21 protein-coding genes and 1 pseudogene are annotated in these 19,621 nt (G+C 72.7%); 8 read left to right on the top strand and 14 right to left on the bottom strand.

All coding sequences use genetic code 11. The annotated features are described in order from the left end of the window. Window positions 1-54: 54 nt before the first annotated feature. From ACMXN5_RS39000 to ACMXN5_RS38990, 3 genes and pseudogenes are all read right to left on the bottom strand, one after another. Window positions 55-255 (bottom strand): annotated as a pseudogene (locus tag ACMXN5_RS39000) (cupin domain-containing protein); the annotation flags it as partial. An 18-nt stretch (window positions 256-273) separates the two neighbouring features. Continuing rightward, window positions 274-1,230, bottom strand: coding sequence for a DMT family transporter (locus tag ACMXN5_RS38995; protein ID WP_439679628.1), 957 nt, complete (start codon window positions 1,228-1,230; stop codon window positions 274-276). A 53-nt stretch (window positions 1,231-1,283) separates the two neighbouring features. Next, entirely contained in the window at window positions 1,284-1,952 is a 669-nt protein-coding gene (locus ACMXN5_RS38990) for an alpha/beta fold hydrolase (RefSeq protein WP_439679627.1), read from the bottom strand. A gap of 276 nt (window positions 1,953-2,228) precedes the next feature. On the opposite strand from ACMXN5_RS38990, the gene ACMXN5_RS38985 reads away from it, so the two are divergent. Then, on the top strand, window positions 2,229-3,089 hold the full coding sequence (locus tag ACMXN5_RS38985) for a LysR family transcriptional regulator (protein WP_439679626.1): 861 nt from the start codon (window positions 2,229-2,231) through the stop codon (window positions 3,087-3,089). Between the two features lie 16 nt (window positions 3,090-3,105). On the opposite strand, the gene ACMXN5_RS38980 is transcribed toward ACMXN5_RS38985, so the two are convergent. Continuing rightward, on the bottom strand, window positions 3,106-4,041 hold the full coding sequence (locus tag ACMXN5_RS38980; RefSeq protein WP_439679625.1) for an NADP-dependent oxidoreductase: 936 nt from the start codon (window positions 4,039-4,041) through the stop codon (window positions 3,106-3,108). A gap of 154 nt (window positions 4,042-4,195) precedes the next feature. Here ACMXN5_RS38980 and ACMXN5_RS38975 point away from each other — a divergent pair, with 154 nt between their 5' ends. Beyond that, entirely contained in the window at window positions 4,196-5,104 is a 909-nt protein-coding gene (locus ACMXN5_RS38975; protein WP_439679624.1) for a LysR family transcriptional regulator, read from the top strand. Window positions 5,105-5,148: 44 nt separating this feature from the next. Here the strand turns inward: ACMXN5_RS38975 and ACMXN5_RS38970 are convergent, their stop codons facing one another. After that, window positions 5,149-6,060, bottom strand: a complete 912-nt coding sequence (locus ACMXN5_RS38970) for a DMT family transporter (protein ID WP_439679623.1) — start codon at window positions 6,058-6,060, stop codon at window positions 5,149-5,151. Between ACMXN5_RS38970 and ACMXN5_RS38965 the strand changes: the two genes are divergently transcribed. Next, a complete protein-coding gene (locus ACMXN5_RS38965) occupies window positions 6,059-7,489 on the top strand; it encodes a PLP-dependent aminotransferase family protein (RefSeq protein WP_439679622.1) in 1,431 nt (476 codons plus the stop codon). The genes ACMXN5_RS38970 and ACMXN5_RS38965 overlap by 2 nt on opposite strands. A gap of 85 nt (window positions 7,490-7,574) precedes the next feature. Here ACMXN5_RS38965 and ACMXN5_RS38960 read toward each other — a convergent pair whose 3' ends face one another. Beyond that, the gene (locus ACMXN5_RS38960) at window positions 7,575-7,952 is read right to left on the bottom strand and encodes a VOC family protein (RefSeq protein WP_439679621.1); all 378 of its coding nucleotides are present in this window, start codon (window positions 7,950-7,952) and stop codon (window positions 7,575-7,577) included. A 231-nt stretch (window positions 7,953-8,183) separates the two neighbouring features. Here ACMXN5_RS38960 and ACMXN5_RS38955 point away from each other — a divergent pair, with 231 nt between their 5' ends. Further along, a complete protein-coding gene (locus ACMXN5_RS38955) occupies window positions 8,184-9,650 on the top strand; it encodes an MFS transporter (RefSeq protein WP_439679620.1) in 1,467 nt (488 codons plus the stop codon). A gap of 37 nt (window positions 9,651-9,687) precedes the next feature. Here ACMXN5_RS38955 and ACMXN5_RS38950 read toward each other — a convergent pair whose 3' ends face one another. From ACMXN5_RS38950 to ACMXN5_RS38940, 3 genes are all read right to left on the bottom strand, one after another. Next, entirely contained in the window at window positions 9,688-10,257 is a 570-nt protein-coding gene (locus tag ACMXN5_RS38950; protein ID WP_439679619.1) for a GNAT family N-acetyltransferase, read from the bottom strand. A gap of 166 nt (window positions 10,258-10,423) precedes the next feature. Next, window positions 10,424-11,203, bottom strand: a complete 780-nt coding sequence (locus tag ACMXN5_RS38945) for an SDR family NAD(P)-dependent oxidoreductase (RefSeq protein ID WP_439679618.1) — start codon at window positions 11,201-11,203, stop codon at window positions 10,424-10,426. A gap of 93 nt (window positions 11,204-11,296) precedes the next feature. Continuing rightward, the gene (locus ACMXN5_RS38940) at window positions 11,297-12,514 is read right to left on the bottom strand and encodes an MFS transporter (protein WP_439679617.1); all 1,218 of its coding nucleotides are present in this window, start codon (window positions 12,512-12,514) and stop codon (window positions 11,297-11,299) included. A gap of 64 nt (window positions 12,515-12,578) precedes the next feature. On the opposite strand from ACMXN5_RS38940, the gene ACMXN5_RS38935 reads away from it, so the two are divergent. Next, window positions 12,579-12,968 (top strand): MerR family transcriptional regulator, encoded by a 390-nt coding sequence (locus ACMXN5_RS38935; RefSeq protein ID WP_439679616.1) that lies wholly within the window; start codon window positions 12,579-12,581, stop codon window positions 12,966-12,968. 289 nt (window positions 12,969-13,257) lie between these two features. Beyond that, on the top strand, window positions 13,258-13,479 hold the full coding sequence (locus ACMXN5_RS38930) for a hypothetical protein (protein ID WP_439679615.1): 222 nt from the start codon (window positions 13,258-13,260) through the stop codon (window positions 13,477-13,479). A 1-nt stretch (window position 13,480) separates the two neighbouring features. On the opposite strand, the gene ACMXN5_RS38925 is transcribed toward ACMXN5_RS38930, so the two are convergent. From ACMXN5_RS38925 to ACMXN5_RS38910, 4 genes are all read right to left on the bottom strand, one after another. After that, window positions 13,481-13,960 (bottom strand): carboxymuconolactone decarboxylase family protein, encoded by a 480-nt coding sequence (locus ACMXN5_RS38925; protein WP_439679614.1) that lies wholly within the window; start codon window positions 13,958-13,960, stop codon window positions 13,481-13,483. 99 nt (window positions 13,961-14,059) lie between these two features. Beyond that, a complete protein-coding gene (locus ACMXN5_RS38920; RefSeq protein ID WP_439679613.1) occupies window positions 14,060-15,028 on the bottom strand; it encodes an RNA polymerase sigma-70 factor in 969 nt (322 codons plus the stop codon). A 161-nt stretch (window positions 15,029-15,189) separates the two neighbouring features. After that, window positions 15,190-15,564, bottom strand: coding sequence for a MerR family transcriptional regulator (locus tag ACMXN5_RS38915; RefSeq protein WP_439679612.1), 375 nt, complete (start codon window positions 15,562-15,564; stop codon window positions 15,190-15,192). Window positions 15,565-15,684: 120 nt separating this feature from the next. Then, window positions 15,685-16,449 carry an SDR family NAD(P)-dependent oxidoreductase gene (locus tag ACMXN5_RS38910; protein ID WP_439679611.1) on the bottom strand — a complete coding sequence of 255 codons (765 nt, stop codon included), beginning with the start codon at window positions 16,447-16,449 and terminating at the stop codon, window positions 15,685-15,687. 175 nt (window positions 16,450-16,624) lie between these two features. On the opposite strand from ACMXN5_RS38910, the gene ACMXN5_RS38905 reads away from it, so the two are divergent. Further along, the gene (locus ACMXN5_RS38905; protein ID WP_439679610.1) at window positions 16,625-17,677 is read left to right on the top strand and encodes a 2-dehydropantoate 2-reductase; all 1,053 of its coding nucleotides are present in this window, start codon (window positions 16,625-16,627) and stop codon (window positions 17,675-17,677) included. 30 nt (window positions 17,678-17,707) lie between these two features. Here the strand turns inward: ACMXN5_RS38905 and ACMXN5_RS38900 are convergent, their stop codons facing one another. Next, window positions 17,708-18,760: a LysR family transcriptional regulator gene (locus tag ACMXN5_RS38900; protein ID WP_439679609.1), complete on the bottom strand. Its 1,053-nt coding sequence runs from the start codon at window positions 18,758-18,760 to the stop codon at window positions 17,708-17,710. A gap of 132 nt (window positions 18,761-18,892) precedes the next feature. On the opposite strand from ACMXN5_RS38900, the gene ACMXN5_RS38895 reads away from it, so the two are divergent. Then, window positions 18,893-19,588 (top strand): type 1 glutamine amidotransferase domain-containing protein, encoded by a 696-nt coding sequence (locus tag ACMXN5_RS38895; protein ID WP_439679608.1) that lies wholly within the window; start codon window positions 18,893-18,895, stop codon window positions 19,586-19,588. Window positions 19,589-19,621 lie beyond the last annotated feature (33 nt).

Raw genomic sequence — 19,621 nt, 5'->3', positions numbered from 1 at the left:
GAGCGCCGCGCCGGGGGCGTGACGGCGGTTCCGGGGAGGCGGGTTCAGGACCTGGCCCGGGGTGATGACGATGAGGACCTCGGCGTCCTCGCCCGGCGCGGCGGCGAAGGCACGGTCGAGGCCGGGCGGCGCGATCACCACATCGCCGCGCTCGGCCGTGACCACCCGGTCACCCGACAGCAGTTGGGCCGTGCCGTCGAGCAGGTGGAACAGCTCGGCCGACCGCGAATGGTGGTGCGGCGCCGCCCCGGCAGCCGAGGCGCCCTGTCGGAGTCAGGGACCACTCGGAGCCGATGTCGGCGACACCGTCGCGAAGTCCGGTGACGATGCCGCGTGCCACGGCCGACCGCCGACCGCACCCGTCGCGACGGGCCCTTCCGCGTTCCTGCGCGTCGCGAGGACCGCGCCGCCCAGGATCAGTACGAACGACGCCCCGGTCGTCACCGTGAACTTCTCGTCCAGGATCAACACGCCGGCCGCCACCGCGACCGCCGGATTGACGTAGGTGAACACCGTGGCCCGCGCCGCGCCCACCTCGCGGACCAGTGCGAAGAAGATCACCATCGCGATGGCGGTGCACACGAGAGCCAACACGCCCATCGCCCCGAGCGCCTTGCCGTCGGGCACGTGCGCGGGCCACTGCACGGCGGCGAGCGGTGTGTACACCAGCGTGGTGAAGCCGAGGCAGACCACGGTCATCGGCAGGCTCGGCACGTCCGCGAGCCGGCGCTCGACCACCAGCGCCGCCCCGGCGTAGCACAGCGCGGCCACGAGCACCTCGACCGCCGCCCACGGATCCCCGCCGCCGAGCGTCGGCCCGGCCAGTACCGCGACCCCGCCGAACCCGATCGCGAGCCCGGCCCACCGCACCGGCCCCATCCGCTCGGTGCCGCCGGTCGTATACACGAGCACCGCCCCGAAGATCGGCACCGACGCGATCAACAGCCCGGCCGTCGAACTGGACAGCCGCCGCTCGGCGTCCGAGAGCATCCACCACGGCCCGACGAACTCGGTCACCGCGAAGACGAGCAGCGGCCACCGGTACGGGGTGAGCCCGCGCAGCCCCGTACCGCGCAGTGCGAACGGCAACAGCAGCAGGGCCGCGAGCCCGGTACGCGCGAACACCAGCACGCCCGGCGACACCTCGTCCACCGCGACCTTGATCAGCAGGTACGGGATCCCCCAGATCACGCACATGCACGCGAACAACAACGCCCCACGACGACTCACGACCGTGCCCCCTCGACCTCGACGCATGGATGGGTGGAGATCTCGACGACCGATCAGGCGGCGTCGAGGAGGATTTTCAGGAGTTCGTCCGGCGCCTCGCGCATCACGTTGTGGCCGGACGCGACGCTGTGCACATGCCAGGCGGGGTCCTGTGCCAGTCGCCGATGAACCTCCTCGAAGGGGGACTCTCCGTCCCAGCCGGTCGCGTAGACGAAGTCCCGCCGCGCAACCCGGTCGAGGCCGCCTTCGAGCCGCACGGCCTGCATCAGCGAGGCCAGCGGGTGCGGCGTGGCCCGTGGATCGAAGAACGGCAGGGGCGCGCTGGAGTATCCGTCGCGGCCGATGCCCCGGAGATACCACTCGCGCTCCTGGTCGTTGACCAGGGACCAGCACGATTCGCCGTCCCGGGGTACCAGGGCGTCGACATGGACGAGCCCTCGCACCCGATCCGGCGCCCGGTCGGCGGCACCGGTGATCACCATTCCGCCGTAGCTGTGCCCGACGAGTACGGCGTCGGTGATCCGCTCGTCCGCCAGGAGGTTCAGCACGTCGTCGATGTGGGTGTCGAGGTTGACCGAGGCCGTGAGCAGATGTTTCCGGTCGCCGACGCCGGTCAGGGTCAGGGGGTAGGCATCGTGGCCGTGCTCGCGCAGCCGCCGGGCCAGAGGCTGGAAGGTCCAGGCGCCGTGCCAGGCGCCGGGGACGAGGACGAAGGTGGTCATCGGTCGCCTCGTGGTGCGGGGAAGGGGTGATCGGGCATGGGAGGGCGATCCCTTCGGCGGTTCGGTGGCCCCGGAGCGGGGCGGGGGTTCGGTCGGACGGATCGGCAGTGCGGGTGGACCACGCCGCCGGCGGATCTCGTCGAGCCCACCACGACCGTCGCCGGATGACGTGATCAACCAAACCGCGCCGCGCCGTTCGCCATCAAGGCACAATGGGCGCACGGTTGTTTAGCGGAACTCAAAAGCGGGGCCGACGTGCTGCTGGAGCGAGTAGAGGTGGAATCGTTTCTGGCATTGGCCGAGGAGTTGCACTTCGGGCGCGCGGCACAGCGCCTCGGACTGACCACCGGGCGGATCAGCCAGACCATCAAGAAGCTCGAACGGCGCGTCGGCGCACCGCTGTTCGAGCGCACCACCCGTCGGGTGACGCCGACCCCGCTGGGCCGCAGGCTCGCCGACGAGCTCACGCCCCTCGTGGCCGGCATGGACGCCGCGGTACAGCGGGCCGTCGACTCCGCCCGAGGGGTCACCGGTGTGCTCCGCGTCGGCTTTCTCGGGGCGGCGGCCGGGCAACTCCTGCTGAAGGCGATCACCGTGTTCGCCTCCAGGTATCCCGACTGCGAAGTACGCATCCACGAAACGCAGGTCCACGACGCCATGCCCAGGCTGCATGGCGGCGACATCGACGTCCTCATCACGGCCCTGCCGGTCTCCGGGGTGGCCGAGGGACCCGTGCTCCTCGCGGAGACCCGGGTGTTGGCGACACCCGCCGATCCCACCTGGACGGCCCGCCGGTCCGTGTCGGTGGAGATACTGGCCGAGCAGCCGGTGATCCAGATGTCCGCGACGATGCCGGAGGAGCTGCGCAGCGACCGCTGCCCGCTGCACACGCCCTCGGGCAGGCCCGTCCCGAAGGGCCCGATCGCCACCACGTTTCCCGAGGCGCTGGCCCTCGTCGCCTCGGGCCGAGGCGTCTTTCCGGTCGGTGAACACGCCGCACGTTTCTACCCGCGTCCCGACATCGCCTACGTACCCTTCCACGACGCGCCGCCCGTGTGCTGGGGGCCGGTGTGGCCGCACACCAACGACACCGCGCGCGTGCGGGCATTCGTCCAGGCCGCGGCGGACGCGTCCTGACGAGCACTCGATCGCGTCAGTCGGCGACGGTGAGCACGATCTTTCCGGTGGTGCGGCCCGTCTCGCCGATCTCGTGTGCCTTGGCCACCTGGTCGAGGGGCATGGTCGCGGCGATCTCGGCCCGCAGCAGGCCGGATGCCACGAGGGAGGCGATCTCCCGCATACCGGCCTGGTCGGCTTCGGTGATCATGAAGGTGGAGCGCAGTCCCAGGGAGCGGGCCTCGGTGACCAGGTTCGCTTCGGCGGGGGAGGCGAGCGAGACGACGATGCCGCCCGTGCGCAGCGTCCGGAGGGAGCGCGGTCCGTAGTCGCCGCCGATGGTGTCGAGCACGACGTCGATGTCCGCGACCGCGGACGCGAAGTCGACCTCGGTGTAGTCGATCGTCTCGTCGGCGCCCAGCCCTCGCACGAAGTCGTGCTTGGCCGCGCGGGCGGTGCCGATCACGTACGCGCCGCGGGCCTTGGCGATCTGTACGGCGAGATGCCCGACACCGCCCGCCGCGGCGTGGATCAGTACCCGCCCACCGGGACGAACATCGGCGGTGTCGACCAGCGCCTGCCATGCGGTGAGCGCGGCCAGCGGCAACGCGGCGGCCTCCACATGCGAGAGCCCGGCCGGTTTGGCGACCAGGTGCCGTGCGGGCGAGACCACGTATTCGGCGTATGTCCCCGCCGGACGCGGCTGGCACGGCATGCCGAACACCTCGTCGCCGGGCTCGAACAGGGTCACGCCGGGGCCGACGGCCTCGATCACCCCCGACACGTCCCAGCCGAGCCGGATCGGGACGTCGCCCGCCAGTCCACCGGTGGCGCGGTGCCACCAGTCGGTCGGGTTGACCCCCGCCGCGCACACCCGCACGAGTACCTCGGCCGGCCCTGGCTCGGGGCGCGCCACCTCGACGATCCTCAGCACTTCGGGCCCGCCGAACGATTCCTGGCCGATGGCACGCACGGTCTGCTCCTCTTCCGGCCCTCCGGAACGAGAGCGCGCTGCTCGCGCGGCCGGTCCGCGCGATTTTCGATCAAGATCACTGTCGATCCTCGCCCGGTCCGGATCAAGGCCGAAGTGTGCAAGGGTCGGTGATCCGGACTCACCAATGGAGGCGATGGTGGAGCGGCACGAAATCGAGACCTTTCTGACGCTCGCCGAGGAGCTGCACTTCCGGCGGACCTCCGCGCGGCTGGGGTTGGCGCAGGGTCGGGTGAGTCAGACGATCAAGAAGCTGGAACGTCGCATCGGCGTACCGCTGTTCGAACGCACCAGCCGTCGGGTGGCCCTGACCCCGACCGGGCGGCAGCTCCGCGACGACCTGCTGCCCGCATACGAGCAGACCCAACGTGCGATCGCGCGGGCGATCGCGACCGGGCGGGGGATCACCGACACCGTGCACGTCGGCTACTCCACGCCGTGGGTGGGTGATCTCGTCGTCCATGCCGGCGACGTGTTCCGGGCCCGTCATCCCCACTGTGACGTCCGGGTCCGCGAGGTCGGGCTCGGCGATCCGCTCGGCGGCCTGCGGTCCGGTGAACTCCAGCTCCAGATCACCGAGTTCCCGATCGACGAGCCCGACATCCGGGCCGGTCCCGTGGTCTTCTCCGAACGTCGGGCCCTGATGGTGCCCGCCGCCCACCCCTTCGCCCGGCGGGAGACCCTGTCGCTGGAAGACCTCGCCCACGCACCGCTGGTGACGGTCGCCGGAAGGATTCCGCAGGGTTGGCTGGACCACCACTTTCCGACCCACACGCCCTCGGGCCGGCCGATACCCCGAGGACCGGTCACCACGTTCTGGCCGGAAGTGCTCACCCTCGTCGCGGCCGGCAAGGGTGTGTTTCCCGTCTCCGCCCGCGCCGCCCACTACCACGCCCGGCCCGGTGTCGCATTCGTCCCTTTCCGGGATGCCCCACCGGTCGCCTACGGGCTGCTGTGGCCGACCGCCGGACAGATGCCCCGGGTACGCGCGTTCGTCGAGACCGTGCGCGAGGTCGCCGGCATCCCGGTGGGCGCCTCGACGTGATTCCCGCGCCGAGTTCGCACCCGCGACACCGTGCCGGACAAGGCCTAGGTCCTGTCCGGCGGTGTCGATCTTGTGCGTTGGGTGAGGACGATGCAGGCCAGGACGGCGAGGGCGGTGAGGGGGGTCGACGGGGTCAGGGTCTCGTCGAGGATCAGTACCGCCCAGAGCAACGTCAGTAGCGGCTGGGCCAGTTGCAGTTGGCTGGCGGCCGGGACGCCGATGCTCGCCATGCCCCGGTACAGGACCACGAAGCCGAGGAACTGCGAGACGGCCGCGAGGTACAGCACGCCGGCGACGCCGTGGCCGCCGAGGTGGACCGGCTCGGTGGCCAGGCCCGCCGCGGCGGTCGCCGCGGTGAACGGCGACGCCGCCACCACGCCCCACGCGATCACCTGCCATCCGGGGAGGTGTCCGGCCAGTCGGCCGCCCTCGGCGTAGCCGGCCGCGCACAACACCAGGGCCGCGAACAGGTATCCGTCCGCCAGGCCGATGCCGCCGCTGCTCCGGGTGAGCGCGAAGGCCAGGACCACCGCGGCCCCCGCGAGCGCTGCCGCCCAGAAGGTCCGGCTCGGCCGTTCGCCGGTGCGCAACACCGAGCACACCGTGGTGGCCAACGGCAGCAGGCCGATCACCACCGCGGAGTGCGCGGTCGACGAGGTCTGCAGCGCGAGCGTGGTGAGTAGTGGGAAGCCGAGTACGCAGCCGACGGCGACCACGACCAGGCCGAGCCGGTCCGCTCGACCGGGCAGCGGCGCGCGTACGGCGAGCAGTGCCGCCCCGGCGAACAGTGCGGCGAGCAGGCCGCGCAGACCCGTGACGCTCCACGGGCCGAAGCTCTCCAGAGCCCAGACGGTGGCCGGGAAGCTGAGCGAGAAGGCCAGGATCGCCAGTGCGGCGAGGGCCGTTCCGCCGACCGCTATCGGCGCCGGGCGGATAGCGCTATTTTGTGCTGTCATGCACAACAGTAGCGGTGCCGTCGATCTGCTGGCGCTCCTGCGCAGTGAGTTGGACCGCTACTCGGTCGGCGAGAAGCTGCCGTCCAGTCGCTCGCTCGTCGAGCGCCATCGGGTCAGCCCGGTGACCGTCTCCCGCGCGATGGCCACACTCGCCGCCGAGGGCCTGGTCGTCTCCCGCCCCGGCGCCGGCGTCTACCGCGCCGATCCGACCCGCCCGGTGCCAGCGACCGGCGACACCTCCTGGCAGGAGGTCGCGCTCAGCGCCGAACCCGGCCTCCCGCCCCGGCGCAGCCCGGACGCGACCGGCGTGTTGTCCGCGCTCGCGGTGGCCCCGCCCGAGGTGATCGACCTCAACAGCGGCTACCTGCACCCGTCGCTGCAACCCGAGCGCGCCCTGGCCGCCGCGCTGTCCCGGGCCGGCCGGCGCCCCGGCGCGTGGGAGCGGCCGCCCATCGAGGGCCTGACCGAGCTGCGCGCCTGGTTCGCCCGGGACATCGGCGGCGCGGTCGCCGGCTCGGATGTGCTGATCACCGCAGGCGGGCAGAACGCGCTGACCACGGCGCTGCGTTCGCTGGTCGCGCCCGGGTCGCCGGTGCTGGTCGAATCGCCGACCTACCCCGGCATACTGGCCGTCGCCCAGGCCGCCGGGCTGCGTCCGGTGCCGGTGCCGGTGGATGCCGACGGGGTGCGTACCGATCTGCTCGCCGACGCGTTCGCGGCCACCCGGGCCCGCGCGTTCGTCTGCCAGCCGCTGTTCCAGAACCCGACCGGTACGGTGCTTGCCCCCGAGCGGCGCGCGGAGGTGGTGCGCATCGCGCACGCGGCGGGTGCGTTCGTCCTGGAGGACGACTTCGCCCGCCGGCTCGTGCACGGCGACGCGCCGCCGCTGCCCGCCCCGTTGGCCGCCGACGACCCGAACGGCGTGGTGGTGCACATCCGTTCGCTGACCAAGGCCGGCTCGCCCAGCCTGCGGGTCGCCGCCCTGGTCGCGCGCGGCCCGGCGTTCGAGCGGCTGCGCGCCGTCCTGGCGGTGGACAGCTTCTTCGTGCCGCGCGTGCTCCAGGAGACCGCCGTGCAGCTGGTCGGCGCCCCGGGCTGGCCGCAACACCTGCGCACACTGGGCATCGCGCTGCGCGATCGACGCCGGGTCGTGGTCGACGCGCTGGCCCGGCTGCTGCCCGAACTGCTGCCGGCCCGACTGCCGTACGGCGGCTACCACTTCTGGCTGCGGCTGCCCGACGGTCGCGACGTCCGGGCGCTGACCTCGGCCGCGCTGCGCGCGGGCGTCGCGGTCACGCCCGGACCGGGCTACTTCACCGCCGAACCCCCGGCCCCGTACCTGCGCGTGGGGTACGCGTGCGCCGAGGGCCCGGAGCGGCTCGTCGAGGGCGTGGAGCGGCTGCATCGGGCCTACACCGGGCAGGCTTGAGGGCCCGCGCCGGGCCGGGCCGACCGGGAGCATGCTTCGGAACAACCCTTGCCCCGCCCCGAGTCGCGCCCGTCGACCGCTACCGTCAGGTGTACGGCCGGGTGATGATCTCCATGTTGTGGCCGTCCGGGTCGGCGAAGAACGCGCCTCGGCCGCCGTTCCACGTGTTGATTCGTCCGGCCAGGCGCCGGTGCGGATCGGCGTACACGGTCACCCCGGCGTGGCGCAGCCGGTCCATGATCGCGTCGAACTCGGCCTCCTCGACCAGGAACGCGAAGTGCTGCGGGGACATCTGCTTCCCGGGCGCGTCCCAGAAGTCGAGGGCGACCCCGTTCGCCGTGTCGACCGGGAGGAACGGGCCGTAGGGTGTGCCGACTTTCAGACCCAGGACATGTGCCAGGAAGGCGGCGGAGCGGCGCTTGTCGGTGGCGACGACGATGGTGTGGTTGAGCTGTACCGGCATCTCGACTCCTCGGCTGGGTGGCGCGGCGGGGGCCGGCCCGCGCCGTGTCCCCCGATCCTCGATCGCCGGACGACCGGCCGGCAGAGACCCGGGCATCCAGGGACCGGCGGTCCCAGGGTGGGCACTCCACTGCTGCGGTGGGGTGTGGTCGTGGCAGCGTTCGGAGAGTCACCGCCGGCGCCTTTCGGACGGACACCGGCGACCTCCCCGCCCTGCCCGGAAGGCTTCGCCATGCCCGCATCCGACACCGCTCCCGGGCTCCGCCGGCCCGGCGCCGCCCTTGCGTTGCTCGCCTTCGCGAGTCTGATCACCTCGCTCGACTACAACATCGTGTACGTCGCGCTGCCCGACATCGGCGCGGGCGTCGGCTTCTCGGCGCAGACCCTCCAGTGGGTGGTGAGCGCGTATGCGGTGGTCTTCGGCGCGTTTTTGCTGCTCGGCGGCCGGATGGCCGATCTGCTGGGCCGGCGGCGGATGTTCGTGCTCGGCATGGGCCTGTTCGCGGTCGCCTCCCTCGCGGGCGGACTGGCCGGCGCCCCCGGAGCGCTGATCGCGGCCCGCGCCGGGCAGGGCCTGGGCGCCGCCCTCCTCTTCCCCGCCACGTTGTCCCTGGTCAACACCACGTTCGCGGAGGGCCGGGCGCGCAATCGGGCGCTCTCCGTGTGGGCCGCGACCGGCTCCGGCGGGCTGATCCTCGGGTCGCTGCTCGGCGGCGTACTCACCCAGGCGCTGGGCTGGCAGGCGGTGTTCTTCGTCAACGTGCCCCTGGCCGGCTGCGCCGCGCTGCTCGCGTTCGTCGCACTGCCGGCCGATCCGGACCGCGCCGTCGGCCGTCGCTTCGACGTGCCCGGCGCGCTGACCGCGACGGTCGGCTCCACGGCGGTCGTGTTCGCCCTTGTACAGGGACCCGAACAGGGCTGGACCGCACCGCGCGTACTCGCCGCCGGCGCGGTCGGGATCGTCGCCCTTGCCGGGTTGTCGCCGATCGAGCGGCACACCGCCGACCCGTTGATGCCGCCGCACCTGCCGCGCAACCGCAACCTGGGCACCGGGATGGCCGTGACGTTCCTGTTCATGGCCACGCTCGGCACCCTGCCGTACTTTCTGACCGTCTACTTTCAAGGTGTACACGGGTATGGCGCGCTGCGCACCGGCTTCGCGTTCCTGATCCCGCTGGGTGGGGGGTTCCTCGGCTCGCTGCTCGGCGGCCGGGCGGCGACCCGGTTCGGCGTACGGTCCACGCTGCTCGTCAGTCTGGCCGCGAGCGCACTCGGCGTGGCCGCGATCGGCCTGGGTATCTCCGCATACGGCACCTACCTCGACCTGGTTCCCGGTCTGCTGGTCTTCGGGCTCGGCCAAGGCGTCGTCTACACCACGATGTTCGCCGCCACCGCGACCGGCGTGCCGGCCCCGGAGCAGGGCGTCGCGTCGGGGATGGCGTCCACGGGGCAACAGATCGGCGGCGCGATGGGCCTGGCCGTACTGGTCGCACTGGCCAACTCCGGGACGGGCGGCGGCCGGAGCGGTGAGGCGCTGCGGGTGGCGACCGCACACGGCCTGCGCGTCGCGGTGTTCGGCGCGGCCGTCGGTGCGGGGGCGGCCGCGCTGGTCGCGCTCAACTTCCGGCGGGCGGAGAGCGGCGACCGGGCGGCGGAGCGGGATTCGGTCGCCGAGGGCTCCCGGGCCGGCGCGTCCTGACACGGGTGGGTCGGCCGCACGGCCGGGACGGGGCCGGTCAGGTGGTCGGGATGCGATCGGCCGGCACCTCGTAGATGATTTCGAGGCCGTCCTCCTCGTCCATCTGCTCGCCCGTCTCGACGAAGCCGAAGCCCTGGATGGTCGCGAGCGACGCGGAGTTGTCGGGGGAGATGGTCACCCGGACGACCCGCACGTCGGGCTCCTCGGCCGCGCGTACGAGCAGCGACCTGAGCATCGCCCGCGCGTAGCCTCGGCGGCGCGCCTCCGGTACCACGGTGTAGCCGATCTCCACCATGCCGTTCTCGTCCGGCGGCCCGTGATAGCCGGCGTAGCCGACCACCGCGCCGTCGGGTTCGGAGACCGCCGCCCGGACCAGCCACGGGGCGCTCGCCGGGTCGGCGGTCACCTGGTCGAAGCGGTATCGCCACAACCAACGCGCCTCTTCGGACACGAAGAACTCGGGCAGGTCGAGGCCGGTCTGCCCGCGGGCCTCGGCCAGGTCCCCGGCCAGCAGGGCGGTCAGCGGTCGGCCGACCAGCGGGATCCAGCGGACCTGCCGCTCGGGGGTGGTGGACGGGGGCCGGGAGGCATCAGCGGGATTGTTCACCAGCGGATCATCGGCGACGGTCGAGCGGCCGTCCACCGCATTTCCCGCCGCCCCTGCCGCAATCGCCCGTTCGGACGCGGCCCCGCCTGGCTCCGACCTCGCTCCCCCCGGGACCGGCCGCTCCCGCGCCGCTCCCGGGGCTTTCACCCCGCCGAGCCCGAAGGGCTCAATGCACCGAGAGTCCGCCGTCGACGAAGATCGACTGGCCGGTGACATACGCCGAACCGGCACTCGCCAGGAACACCGCGGCGGCGGCGAAGTCCTCGGCCACGCCGTTGCGTCCGACCATGGTGCGGGCGGCCAGCGCGGCGACCCGCTCCGGGTCGGCGGACAGTCGGGCGTTGAGCGGGGTCATCACGAACCCCGGCACCAGCGTGTTGGCGGTGACGCCGTGCGGCGACCAGGCCTCGGCCTGGGAGCGGGCCAGCGACTCCAACCCGCCCTTGGACACGCCGTAGACCCCGCTCTGCACGAACGCGCGGTGTGCCTGCTGCGAGGAGACGTGGATGAGCCGGCCGTAGCCGCGCTCGGCCATGCCGGGGCCGAACCGCTGCCCGAGCAGGTAGGGCGCCGTCAGGTTCACCGCCATCGTGGTGTCCCACACGTCGTCGTCGATGTCGCCCATCGGCGGGCGCAGGTTGATCCCGGCGCTGTTGACCACGATGTCGGGCTCACCGAAGATCTCGGCCGCCGCGTCCGCCGCGGTCCGTACCCCGGCGCGGCTGCCCAGGTCGGCGCTCACCCAGGCCGCCTCGGCGCCCCGACCGGTCAACTCGTCGACGGTGGCGACCAGTTCGGCCTCCCGTCGAGCGAGGACCACGACACGCGCGCCCGCCCGGGCGAGCGCCCCGGCGATGGCCCGGCCGATACCGGAGCTGCCGCCGGTCACCACGGCGACCCGGCCGTCCAGCGAGAACAGTTCGGAGAGATATCCCTGCGCGCTCATGTCCGCACCCTAGTGACCCGACCCCCGTCGCGAAGGCGGGGGCCGGGCCGGATCGTCGGAGGTGTCGCGGCAGGAGTCGTCGAACGCCCCGGATCACTCGCCGGACGCGCCGCGTCGGGCCGGGAAGCCGTGCGTACGGGCGCCGATCACCACCGCCAGGACCGGGACGAGCAGCACCAACACGCTCCACGGGAAGGACGTGGCGCCGAGCAGGTCGAGCAGGATCGCGCCGACCACACCGCCGCCGGCCATCGCCACGTTCCACAGCGTGACGAGCATGGCCTGCGCCGCGTCGGCGTCCTCGCCGCCCGCCTCGCCGACGGCGGTCTGGAGGAGCGTGGGCGCGCCGCCCCAGCCCAGGCCCCACAGGATCGCCGCGAGATAGACCATGGCGTGGCTGTCGGAGAGCACCGCGAGCACCCCGGCTCCGGCGCCGAACAACAGCGTGGCGGCGATGGTGAGCGTGCGCAGCCGGCCGTGGATCTGCGCGCCGACGATCCAGATGCTGACCAGCGACGCGCCGCCGAATACGAGCAGGACCAGGTCGGTGGAGCCGTCCATGTCCACATGGTCGAGGTAGGAGGCGATGTAGGTGTAGAGGATGGTGTGCGCCAGTACGAACACCAGCGTGACGAACAGGACGGGGCCCACCCCGGGAATGGCCACCGTGCGCAGCAGGGGCTTACGTTCGTCCGGGCGTTGGCCGGGGTGGTCGGGGACGAGCGCGACGATCCAGCCGATCAGCAGTAGGGCCAGCGCGGTCATGATCCAGAAGGTGGTGCGCCAGCCGAACGTGTCGCCGAGGAAGGTGCCGGCCGGTACGCCGAGGGACAGCGCGACGGGGATGCCGGCCATCACGATGGCGATCGCCCGGCCCTGGAGGTGCGGGGGCGCCAGGCGGCGGGCGTATCCGGCCAGCAGCGCCCAGGCCACGCCCGCGGCCACGCCGGCCACGAAGCGGGCGACCATGGTGAGCGGGTAGTTCGCCGAGACGGCGGTGACCGTGTTGGCCGCGGCGAAGCCGCCCATCGCGGTCAACAACAGCCGCTTGCGCCGCCAGCCGGCGGTGGCGGCCGACAGCGGGATCGCGGTCAGCGCGGTACCGATCGCGTAGATCGTCACGGATTGGCCCATCGCGGATTCGCCGACCCCGAGGTCGGAACTCATCGCGGGCAGCACCCCGGCCGGCAGCGTCTCGGTCAGGCTGGTCGTGAACACCGCGGTGGCCAGTGCCAACAGCGCGCCCATCGGCAGCTTTCGGTGGGCGATCGTGGTGTGGGAAGGTGATTGTGCGGTGATGTCGTTGCTCATGCTGCGTATGCTCGAACCCTCACATTGATGTGAAGGTCAAGCGACGAGACGTGAGGTGGATCACATGCGTATCGGAGAGTTGTCGGAGCGCACCGGCACCCCCCGACGACTGCTGCGCTATTACGAGGAACAGGGCCTGATCGTCGCCGATCGTTCGGCGAACGGATACCGGGACTACGACGAGTTCTTCGTGGACCGGGTGATGCAGATCCGGGGCCTGCTCGACGCCGGATTGCCGACCCGGATCATCCGGCAGATCCTCCCCTGCCTCGACAAGCCGAGGGTCATCCACTTCCCCGACGCGACACCGGAGATGATCGCCACGCTCGAACACGAGCGCGACCGAATGACCGAACGTGTCAACTGCCTCATCCGCAACCGAGACGCGATCGCCGAATACCTGGACGCAGTCCGCACCGACCGCCCCTTGGAGCCCACCACGGCCCCCTCCTGACGGCCACCGGCATGGTCACCACCCCCTGACCGGACCACCCCCCGACCCACACCACGCGAACCGCACCCGGGCCGTCCCCCCGGGCCCCAAATCCCCTTGCCCACCCACACCCACCTCTGTGAGGGTGACCAAGCCGACCCGGGCCCGTCCCCGCGCCCCCTCCGAGCCTCGCCGCGATCGGGCCGCAATCGGCCCTTCCCCGACCGGAAATGGTGCTGACGTGCGCGCTGATCCACCGCTTCGACCCACGCCGCTCGGCGGTTTCCCGGAATGGCTTCCGGAGGTCCGCATGGTCGAGGTCCGGTGGACGGAGACGTATCACCAGGCCGACAAGCTTGCCAGGCAACTGCGCTACGCCCTGCGCAAGGGCATCCCGTACGTGTGGTTCCCGGGCGGGGCGGAGAGTGGCGGCCGGGGTGGCCACGAGGTCAAGGATCTGACCGCCGCCGTCCAGGGTCCGGCCGACCCGGACACCTGGCGGCCGGCGGTGACGACGTCGAACCAGCCTTGAACTAGCCGAGGGGTGAGCCGGGTTCGTGGTTGCCGCCTGCTTGGCGGGTGATTACTCCCATGCGGTTGGAGGCGTTGATCAGGGCGATGATGGTCACCATGGCGGCGAGTTGGTCGGCGTCGTAGTGTTCGGCGGCTCGGGACCAGACGTCGTCGCCGACGCCGCCGGCGGCGTCGGCGATGCGGGTGCCCTCTTCGGTCAGTTCCAGGGCAGCGCGTTCGGCGTCGGTGAAGACGGTGGATTCGCGCCAGGTGGCGACCAGGTTGATGCGGACCTGGTCCTCGCCGGCGTGTACGGCGTCCTTGCTGTGCACGTCGGCGCAGAATCCGCAGCCGTTGATCTGGCTCGCGCGGAGCATCATCAGGTCCTGGGTGCGGGACGGCACGGTCGAGTCGTTGGTGATCACCCTGCTCGCCGAGGCGAGGTGGCGCATGGACCTGGCCACGACCGGGCTTGCGAAGAGGTTCGAACGGGCTTGCATGGTGGGCTCCTTGTGGTTGAGGGGGAGAAGTGGGTTACCTGTACGGGACGAGACGGCCCGGCGGGTTGTGACATGGCCGGGGGCGGGGGAGGAGGCGGCCTACGCGGGGCCGTCGTTCCCGCGTTCCGTGGCGTGGCGGCGCCGGTTGGCCTCGCGGGACATTGCCCAGGCGTCGGCCACCGGGCCCACGTGGGCCAGTTTGTCGGGGTTGAGCACGGTGCGGATCGTCTGGATCCGGCCGTCGAGGATGTCCAGGATCCAGGCGCTGACGACGCGGCCGTCCCGGTCCCGGAAGACCGCGCCGGGCTGCCCGTTCACCTCGTGCGGTGTCACCGCGACGCCCATCCGCGCGATCTGCGGGACGGCGATGGCCAGCAGTCGGTTCACGTTCGCCAGGCCGAGTGTGTGGGTGGCGAAGAGGGGGGCTTTGCCGCCGCTGTCGCCGACCATGTGCACGTCGGCGGCGAGCAGTTCGCGCAGGGCATCGAGGTCGCCCTCGCGGAAGGCGTCGAAGAACCGCCCGGCGAGTTCCTCGCGTTCCTTGCGGTCGGCCTCGAACCGGGGTCGACCGTCGTCCATGTGCCGCCGCGCCCGCACCGCGAGTTGCCGGCACGCGGCCTCCGAACGCCCCACGGCCGCCGCGATCTCCGGGAAGCCGAACGCGAACACCTCGCGCAGCACGAAGACCGCGCGCTCCAGCGGACTCAGCCGCTCCAGCAGCAACAGGGCCGCCATCGAGATCGAGTCGGCCAACTCCGCCGACCGTTCCGGATCCTGGTACGGGTCGGTCAGCAGCGGCTCGGGGAACCACGGCCCGACGTACTCCTCCCGCCGCACCCGCGCCGACCGCAACACGTCGATCGAGATCCGGGTGACCACCGCGGACAGGAACGCCTTCGCCGACACGGGCCGGGTCGGCGACGCCTCGTAGCGCAGCCACGTCTCCTGTACCGCGTCCTCGGCCTCGCCGACACTGCCGAGGATGCGGTAGGCGATCGAGAACAGCAGGGGTCGCAACTCCTCGAACTCCCGGATGCGGGCCGCCCCGACGCCTTCCCGGGACGTCACGTCGTCGCCTCCTCGAAGCCCCGCCGCCGCCACGACACCCCGCCGCCACCTGCCACGAACACCCGCATACCCGTCACCCTCCCGTATCGGAAACCGACCTCACGACCCGAGACGAGACAGCCCCGTCGGGTGTGACATCGCGGTGGCGGCCACCGGCGGGCCTATGCGCTGCGGACGCGTTCGATGCCCGCCCGGCGCAGGGCGGCCGTCAGGTTGTCGCGGGCCGTGGTTTGCGCGGCGATTCGGGCGTCCAGTACGGCCAACCGGTCGAGGGCGATGCGCAAGGCGGTGTCCGACGGGGGGCGGGCGGCGACGTCGACCCCGGCGTCCAGGCAGGGCAGGAACGCCCGTACGTCGTCCAGGGTCAGGCCGACCGCGAGCAGGTCCCGGATCGACCGGACCCGGGCCACCACCCGCGCGTCGTACTCCCGGTAGCCGTTCGCCGCCCGCGCCGACTCGATCAGCCCCGCCTGCTCGTAGTGCCGCAAGGCGCGCGGGGTGGTCCCGGTCGCGTCCGCCAACTCCCCGATCCGCACTCGACCCTCCCGGCCCGCCTGGACGGGTCGGCGTCCCGGCCCGATCCACCCGATCCTCGCACGGCGGGTACGGGGAGGGCGGACCGGTCGAACCCCCGCCGTCGGCGGAACCGGCCCGGTCTAACCCACGACCGCGCCCCCGTCGACCGGGAGCACGATGCCCGTGACGAAGGATGCGCCCGGAGCGGTCAGGGCCGTGACGGCCCACGCGATCTCCTCCGGGGCGCCGATCCGGCCCAGCGGCGTGTGGGCCAGTTGCCACGTGCGGATGGCGGCCCGCCGCTCGGGGCCCACCCCGTTGTGCTCCGCGATCGGCGTGCCGACCGCGCCGGGGGCGACCGCGACCACCCGTACGCCGCGCGGGGCCAGCTCGACCGCCCAGCTGCGGGTGAGCAGTTCGAGTGCGGTCTTGGTCGCGGCGTAGAGCGAGTTGCCCGGCCACGCGCGTTGGCCGACCGAGGTGGTGATGTTGACGATCACCCCGCCGGCGCGCTCCAGGAGGGGGAGTGCGGCCTGGGTGAGCAGGAGCGGGGCGATCAGGTTGGTGGCGAGCAGCGGATCGATCGTGGCGCGGGTATAGGCGCCGAGCCCGCCGGTGCCGACGATGCCGGCGTTGTTGACCAGGATGTCGAGCCGGCCGTGCGCCTCGGCGATGGTGCGGACGATGCGCTCGGGCTCGCCCTCGGCGGTGATGTCGGCGGTGAGCGGAGTGATCCGGGGGTGGCCCTCGGAGGTCTCGGCGAGGGGCTCGCGGCGGCGGCCGACGGCGATCACGTGGGCGCCCTCGGCGGCGTACGCGCGGGCCGTGGCCCGGCCGATGCCGGTGCCGGCGCCGGTGATCAGCACGATACGGGGGCCGGCGGTGGGGGTTTCGGTGGTGTCCATGCGGCGATGCTCCGACCCTGCCGCCAACGGCAGGGTCAAGCGCACATCGGTCCGGGCGGCATGTGGGTGACCCGCCCCCGGACACCTCGAACACGGGTGCGGTGCGGGGACGTACCCTTGCGGATTGGTTCCCCGGCCGGCCACGGCCCGTCCCACCCGTAGGCGGAGGTTGTAGATGTCCCAACCCGCTCCCCGTTCGCGGCCCCGTCCCCGGATCGCGATCTTCGGCGCCGGCAGCATCGGCGGCTACCTCGGCGGTCGGCTCGCCGCATTCGCCGACGTCACGCTCATCGGCCGACCGGCCCTCGCCGACGCGCTCCGGGACGGGTTGACGGTGACGGGCGCGGGCCGGCCCCCGACGGTGGTCGAACCGGAGCGGCTGACCGTGGCCGGCACGCCCGACGCGGTCGCAGGCGCCGACTTCGTCCTGGTCACCGTCAAGTCGGCGGCGACCGCCGAGGCCGGCCGGGAACTGGCGGGGCGGCTGAGCCCGGCCGCGCTCGTGGTCAGCCTGCAGAACGGGGTACGCAATCCCGCCGTGTTGCGCGCCGCGCTGCCCGCGCACACCGTGTTGGCCGGCATGGTCCCGTTCAACGTCGTACGCACCGAGCCCGCCGTGTTCCACCAGGGCACCTCGGGCGCGCTGATGATCGACGCGAACCCCCGGGCGCTGCCCCTGGTCGACGTATTGGTCGAGGCGGGCGTACCGATCCAGGTCCGCGAGGACATGCCCGAGGTACAACACGCCAAGTTGCTGATGAACCTGAACAACGCGATCAACGCGCTGTCCGGCCTGCCGCTGCGCGACCAACTCGGCCGGCGCGACTACCGGGCCTGCCTCGCGCTGTGCCAGGGCGAGGCGCTGGCCGCGTTCCGGGCCGAGGGCATCCGCCCGGCCAAGCTCGGCCCCGCCTCCGCCGCGCGCACCCGACAACTGCTCTCGCTGCCCGACCCGCTGTTCCGCCGGTTGGCGAGTTCGACCCTTCGGGTGGACGCACAGGCGCGTTCCTCGATGTGGGAGGACCTGGAACGCGGCCGGCCCACCGAGATAGACAGCGTCCAGGGCGAGATCCTGTCCATCGCCGAGCGCAACGGCCTGACCGCCCCGGCCAACGCGCGCCTGATCGAACTGATCCGCGAGGCCGAGGCCGCCCCGCCGGGCGAATCCCGCCACTGGAGCGGCGCGGACCTGCTCGCCGAACTTACCCGGGCAGTCGCGGCGGCCTGATCGAGGCGGCTCGACCCATCGCGGCCCGCCTCACCACCCCCGCGCCGCCCGGATCAACCGCTGCTCCACCAGGCCCAGATGCGGGTGCTGCGCCGCGCCCGCACGGCGTACCAGGAAGCCGGTGTTGATCGGCGGATCGTCGGGGGTGAGCAGCGGTACCAGCGCGCCGGTCGCCAGCTCGGCCGCGCACAGGTAGCGCGGCAGGACGGTCAGGCCCGCGCCGGCGACCACCGCGGCCAGTACGCCGCGCAGATCCGGGACGGTGATCGCGGCACGTTCGGTGAGCCGGGTGCCGAACACGTGTCGCCAGTAGCGGCGGGCGATCGGCAGGTCCTCGGCGTAGCTGACGAGTGGGATCCCGCGCAGCGCGGCGGGGCCCTCGGCGGCGATCCGCGCCGGATCGACGCGGCGTGCCCACACCGGTGCCGCGACCAGCACGAACTCCTCGTCCATCAGTGGTACGGCGGCCAGCGTCCGGCCGCGCGGCCGGATCGTGGCCAGCACGAGGTCGTGCCGACCCGCGCGCAGCCCCTCGAGGAGGTCGTCGGTCAGCCCGGTGGCGATCCGCAGCAGCACGCCGCGCTCGATCAGCGGGACCAGCGCGGGCAGGACGAGCGTGCACAGGATGTCGGCGGGACCGGCCAGATGCACCGGCTCGGCGGGCGGGTCGACGCCGAACCGGTCCGGCTCGGTCACCTCCGCGAGCGCATCCAGCGGCGCCGCGACCCGCACCGCCAGGTCGTCGGCGACGGGTGTGGCCGCCACGCCCCGGGGCAGCCGCTCGAACAGCGTGCGACCCAGCCGCCGCTCCAGCGCCCGGATCTGGGTGGTGACCGTGGGCTGGGACAGGCCCAGGACCCGGGCACCACCGGTGAACGAGCCGGCCCGGTGTACGGCCAGGAAGGTGCGCAACAGGCTCAGGTCCAACGGGCCGCGCGGGTCCGGTATCGCGGACGCCTGCGTCGGGTCGGACGCCTGCGTCGGGTCGGACGCCTGCGTCGGGACGGACGTCGGAGTCGGAGCGGACGTCGGCTCCGACGTCTGCCCCGCGCTCACCGATCCATCGGAATTCGCATGGCTCATGATGGAGAGCCTATTTGAACCCTGATGGGTGGGCGATCTACGTTCGACGCGACGGCGCGAGGGCGTGCCGGCAGATCGCACGAGGACGCCCGGGCATACCCCGCTCGGCCGCCCCGAATGGAGGGATGACAGATGGCGAAGATCCTGTTCGTGCTCACCGGGTCCGACCACTGGACGCTGGCCGACGGTACCCGGCACCCGACCGGCTTCTGGGCGGACGAGGCGGTAGCCCCGTTCGAGGCGTTCACCGCGGCCGGTCACGAGGTCGTGGTGGCCACGCCCGGCGGGGTGGTGCCTACCGTCGACGCGGCGAGCCTGGCCCCGGATGTGAACGGCGGTCCGGACGGGGCCGCGGAGGTCGCCGCGGGCCTGGACCGGTTCGCCGCGCTGCGTGCGCCGCTGGACCTGGCCGAGGTCGAACTCGCCGACTACGCGGCCGTGTTCTACCCGGGCGGACACGGGCCGATGGAGGACCTGGCGGTCGACGCGACCTCCGGCGCGCTGCTCGTCGCGGCGCTGGCCTCGGGCAAGCCGCTGGGTGTGGTCTGCCACGGGCCGGCGGCGCTGCTGGCCACGGCGGACGCGGACGGCACGTCGCCGTTCGCCGGCCGTCGGATGACCGCGTTCACCAATGCCGAGGAGATCCAGGCGGGCTTCGGCGAGCGGGCGCACTGGCTGCTCCAGGACCGGCTGATCAACCTGGGCGTCGACTTCCGCGAGGGTGGCCCATGGGCGCCGCACGTGGTCGTCGACGACAACCTGTACACCGGCCAGAACCCGGCCTCGGCGGCTCCGCTCGCCCGGGAGATCGTCAAGGCCCTGGGCTGACCGGGCCCGCGTGGCACGGCCCGGGGCGGGGGT

The sequence above is a fragment of the Embleya australiensis genome (genome assembly GCF_051903075.1).
Lineage (GTDB): Bacteria > Actinomycetota > Actinomycetes > Streptomycetales > Streptomycetaceae > Embleya.
This window is presented reverse-complemented; position numbering and strand designations above follow the sequence as displayed.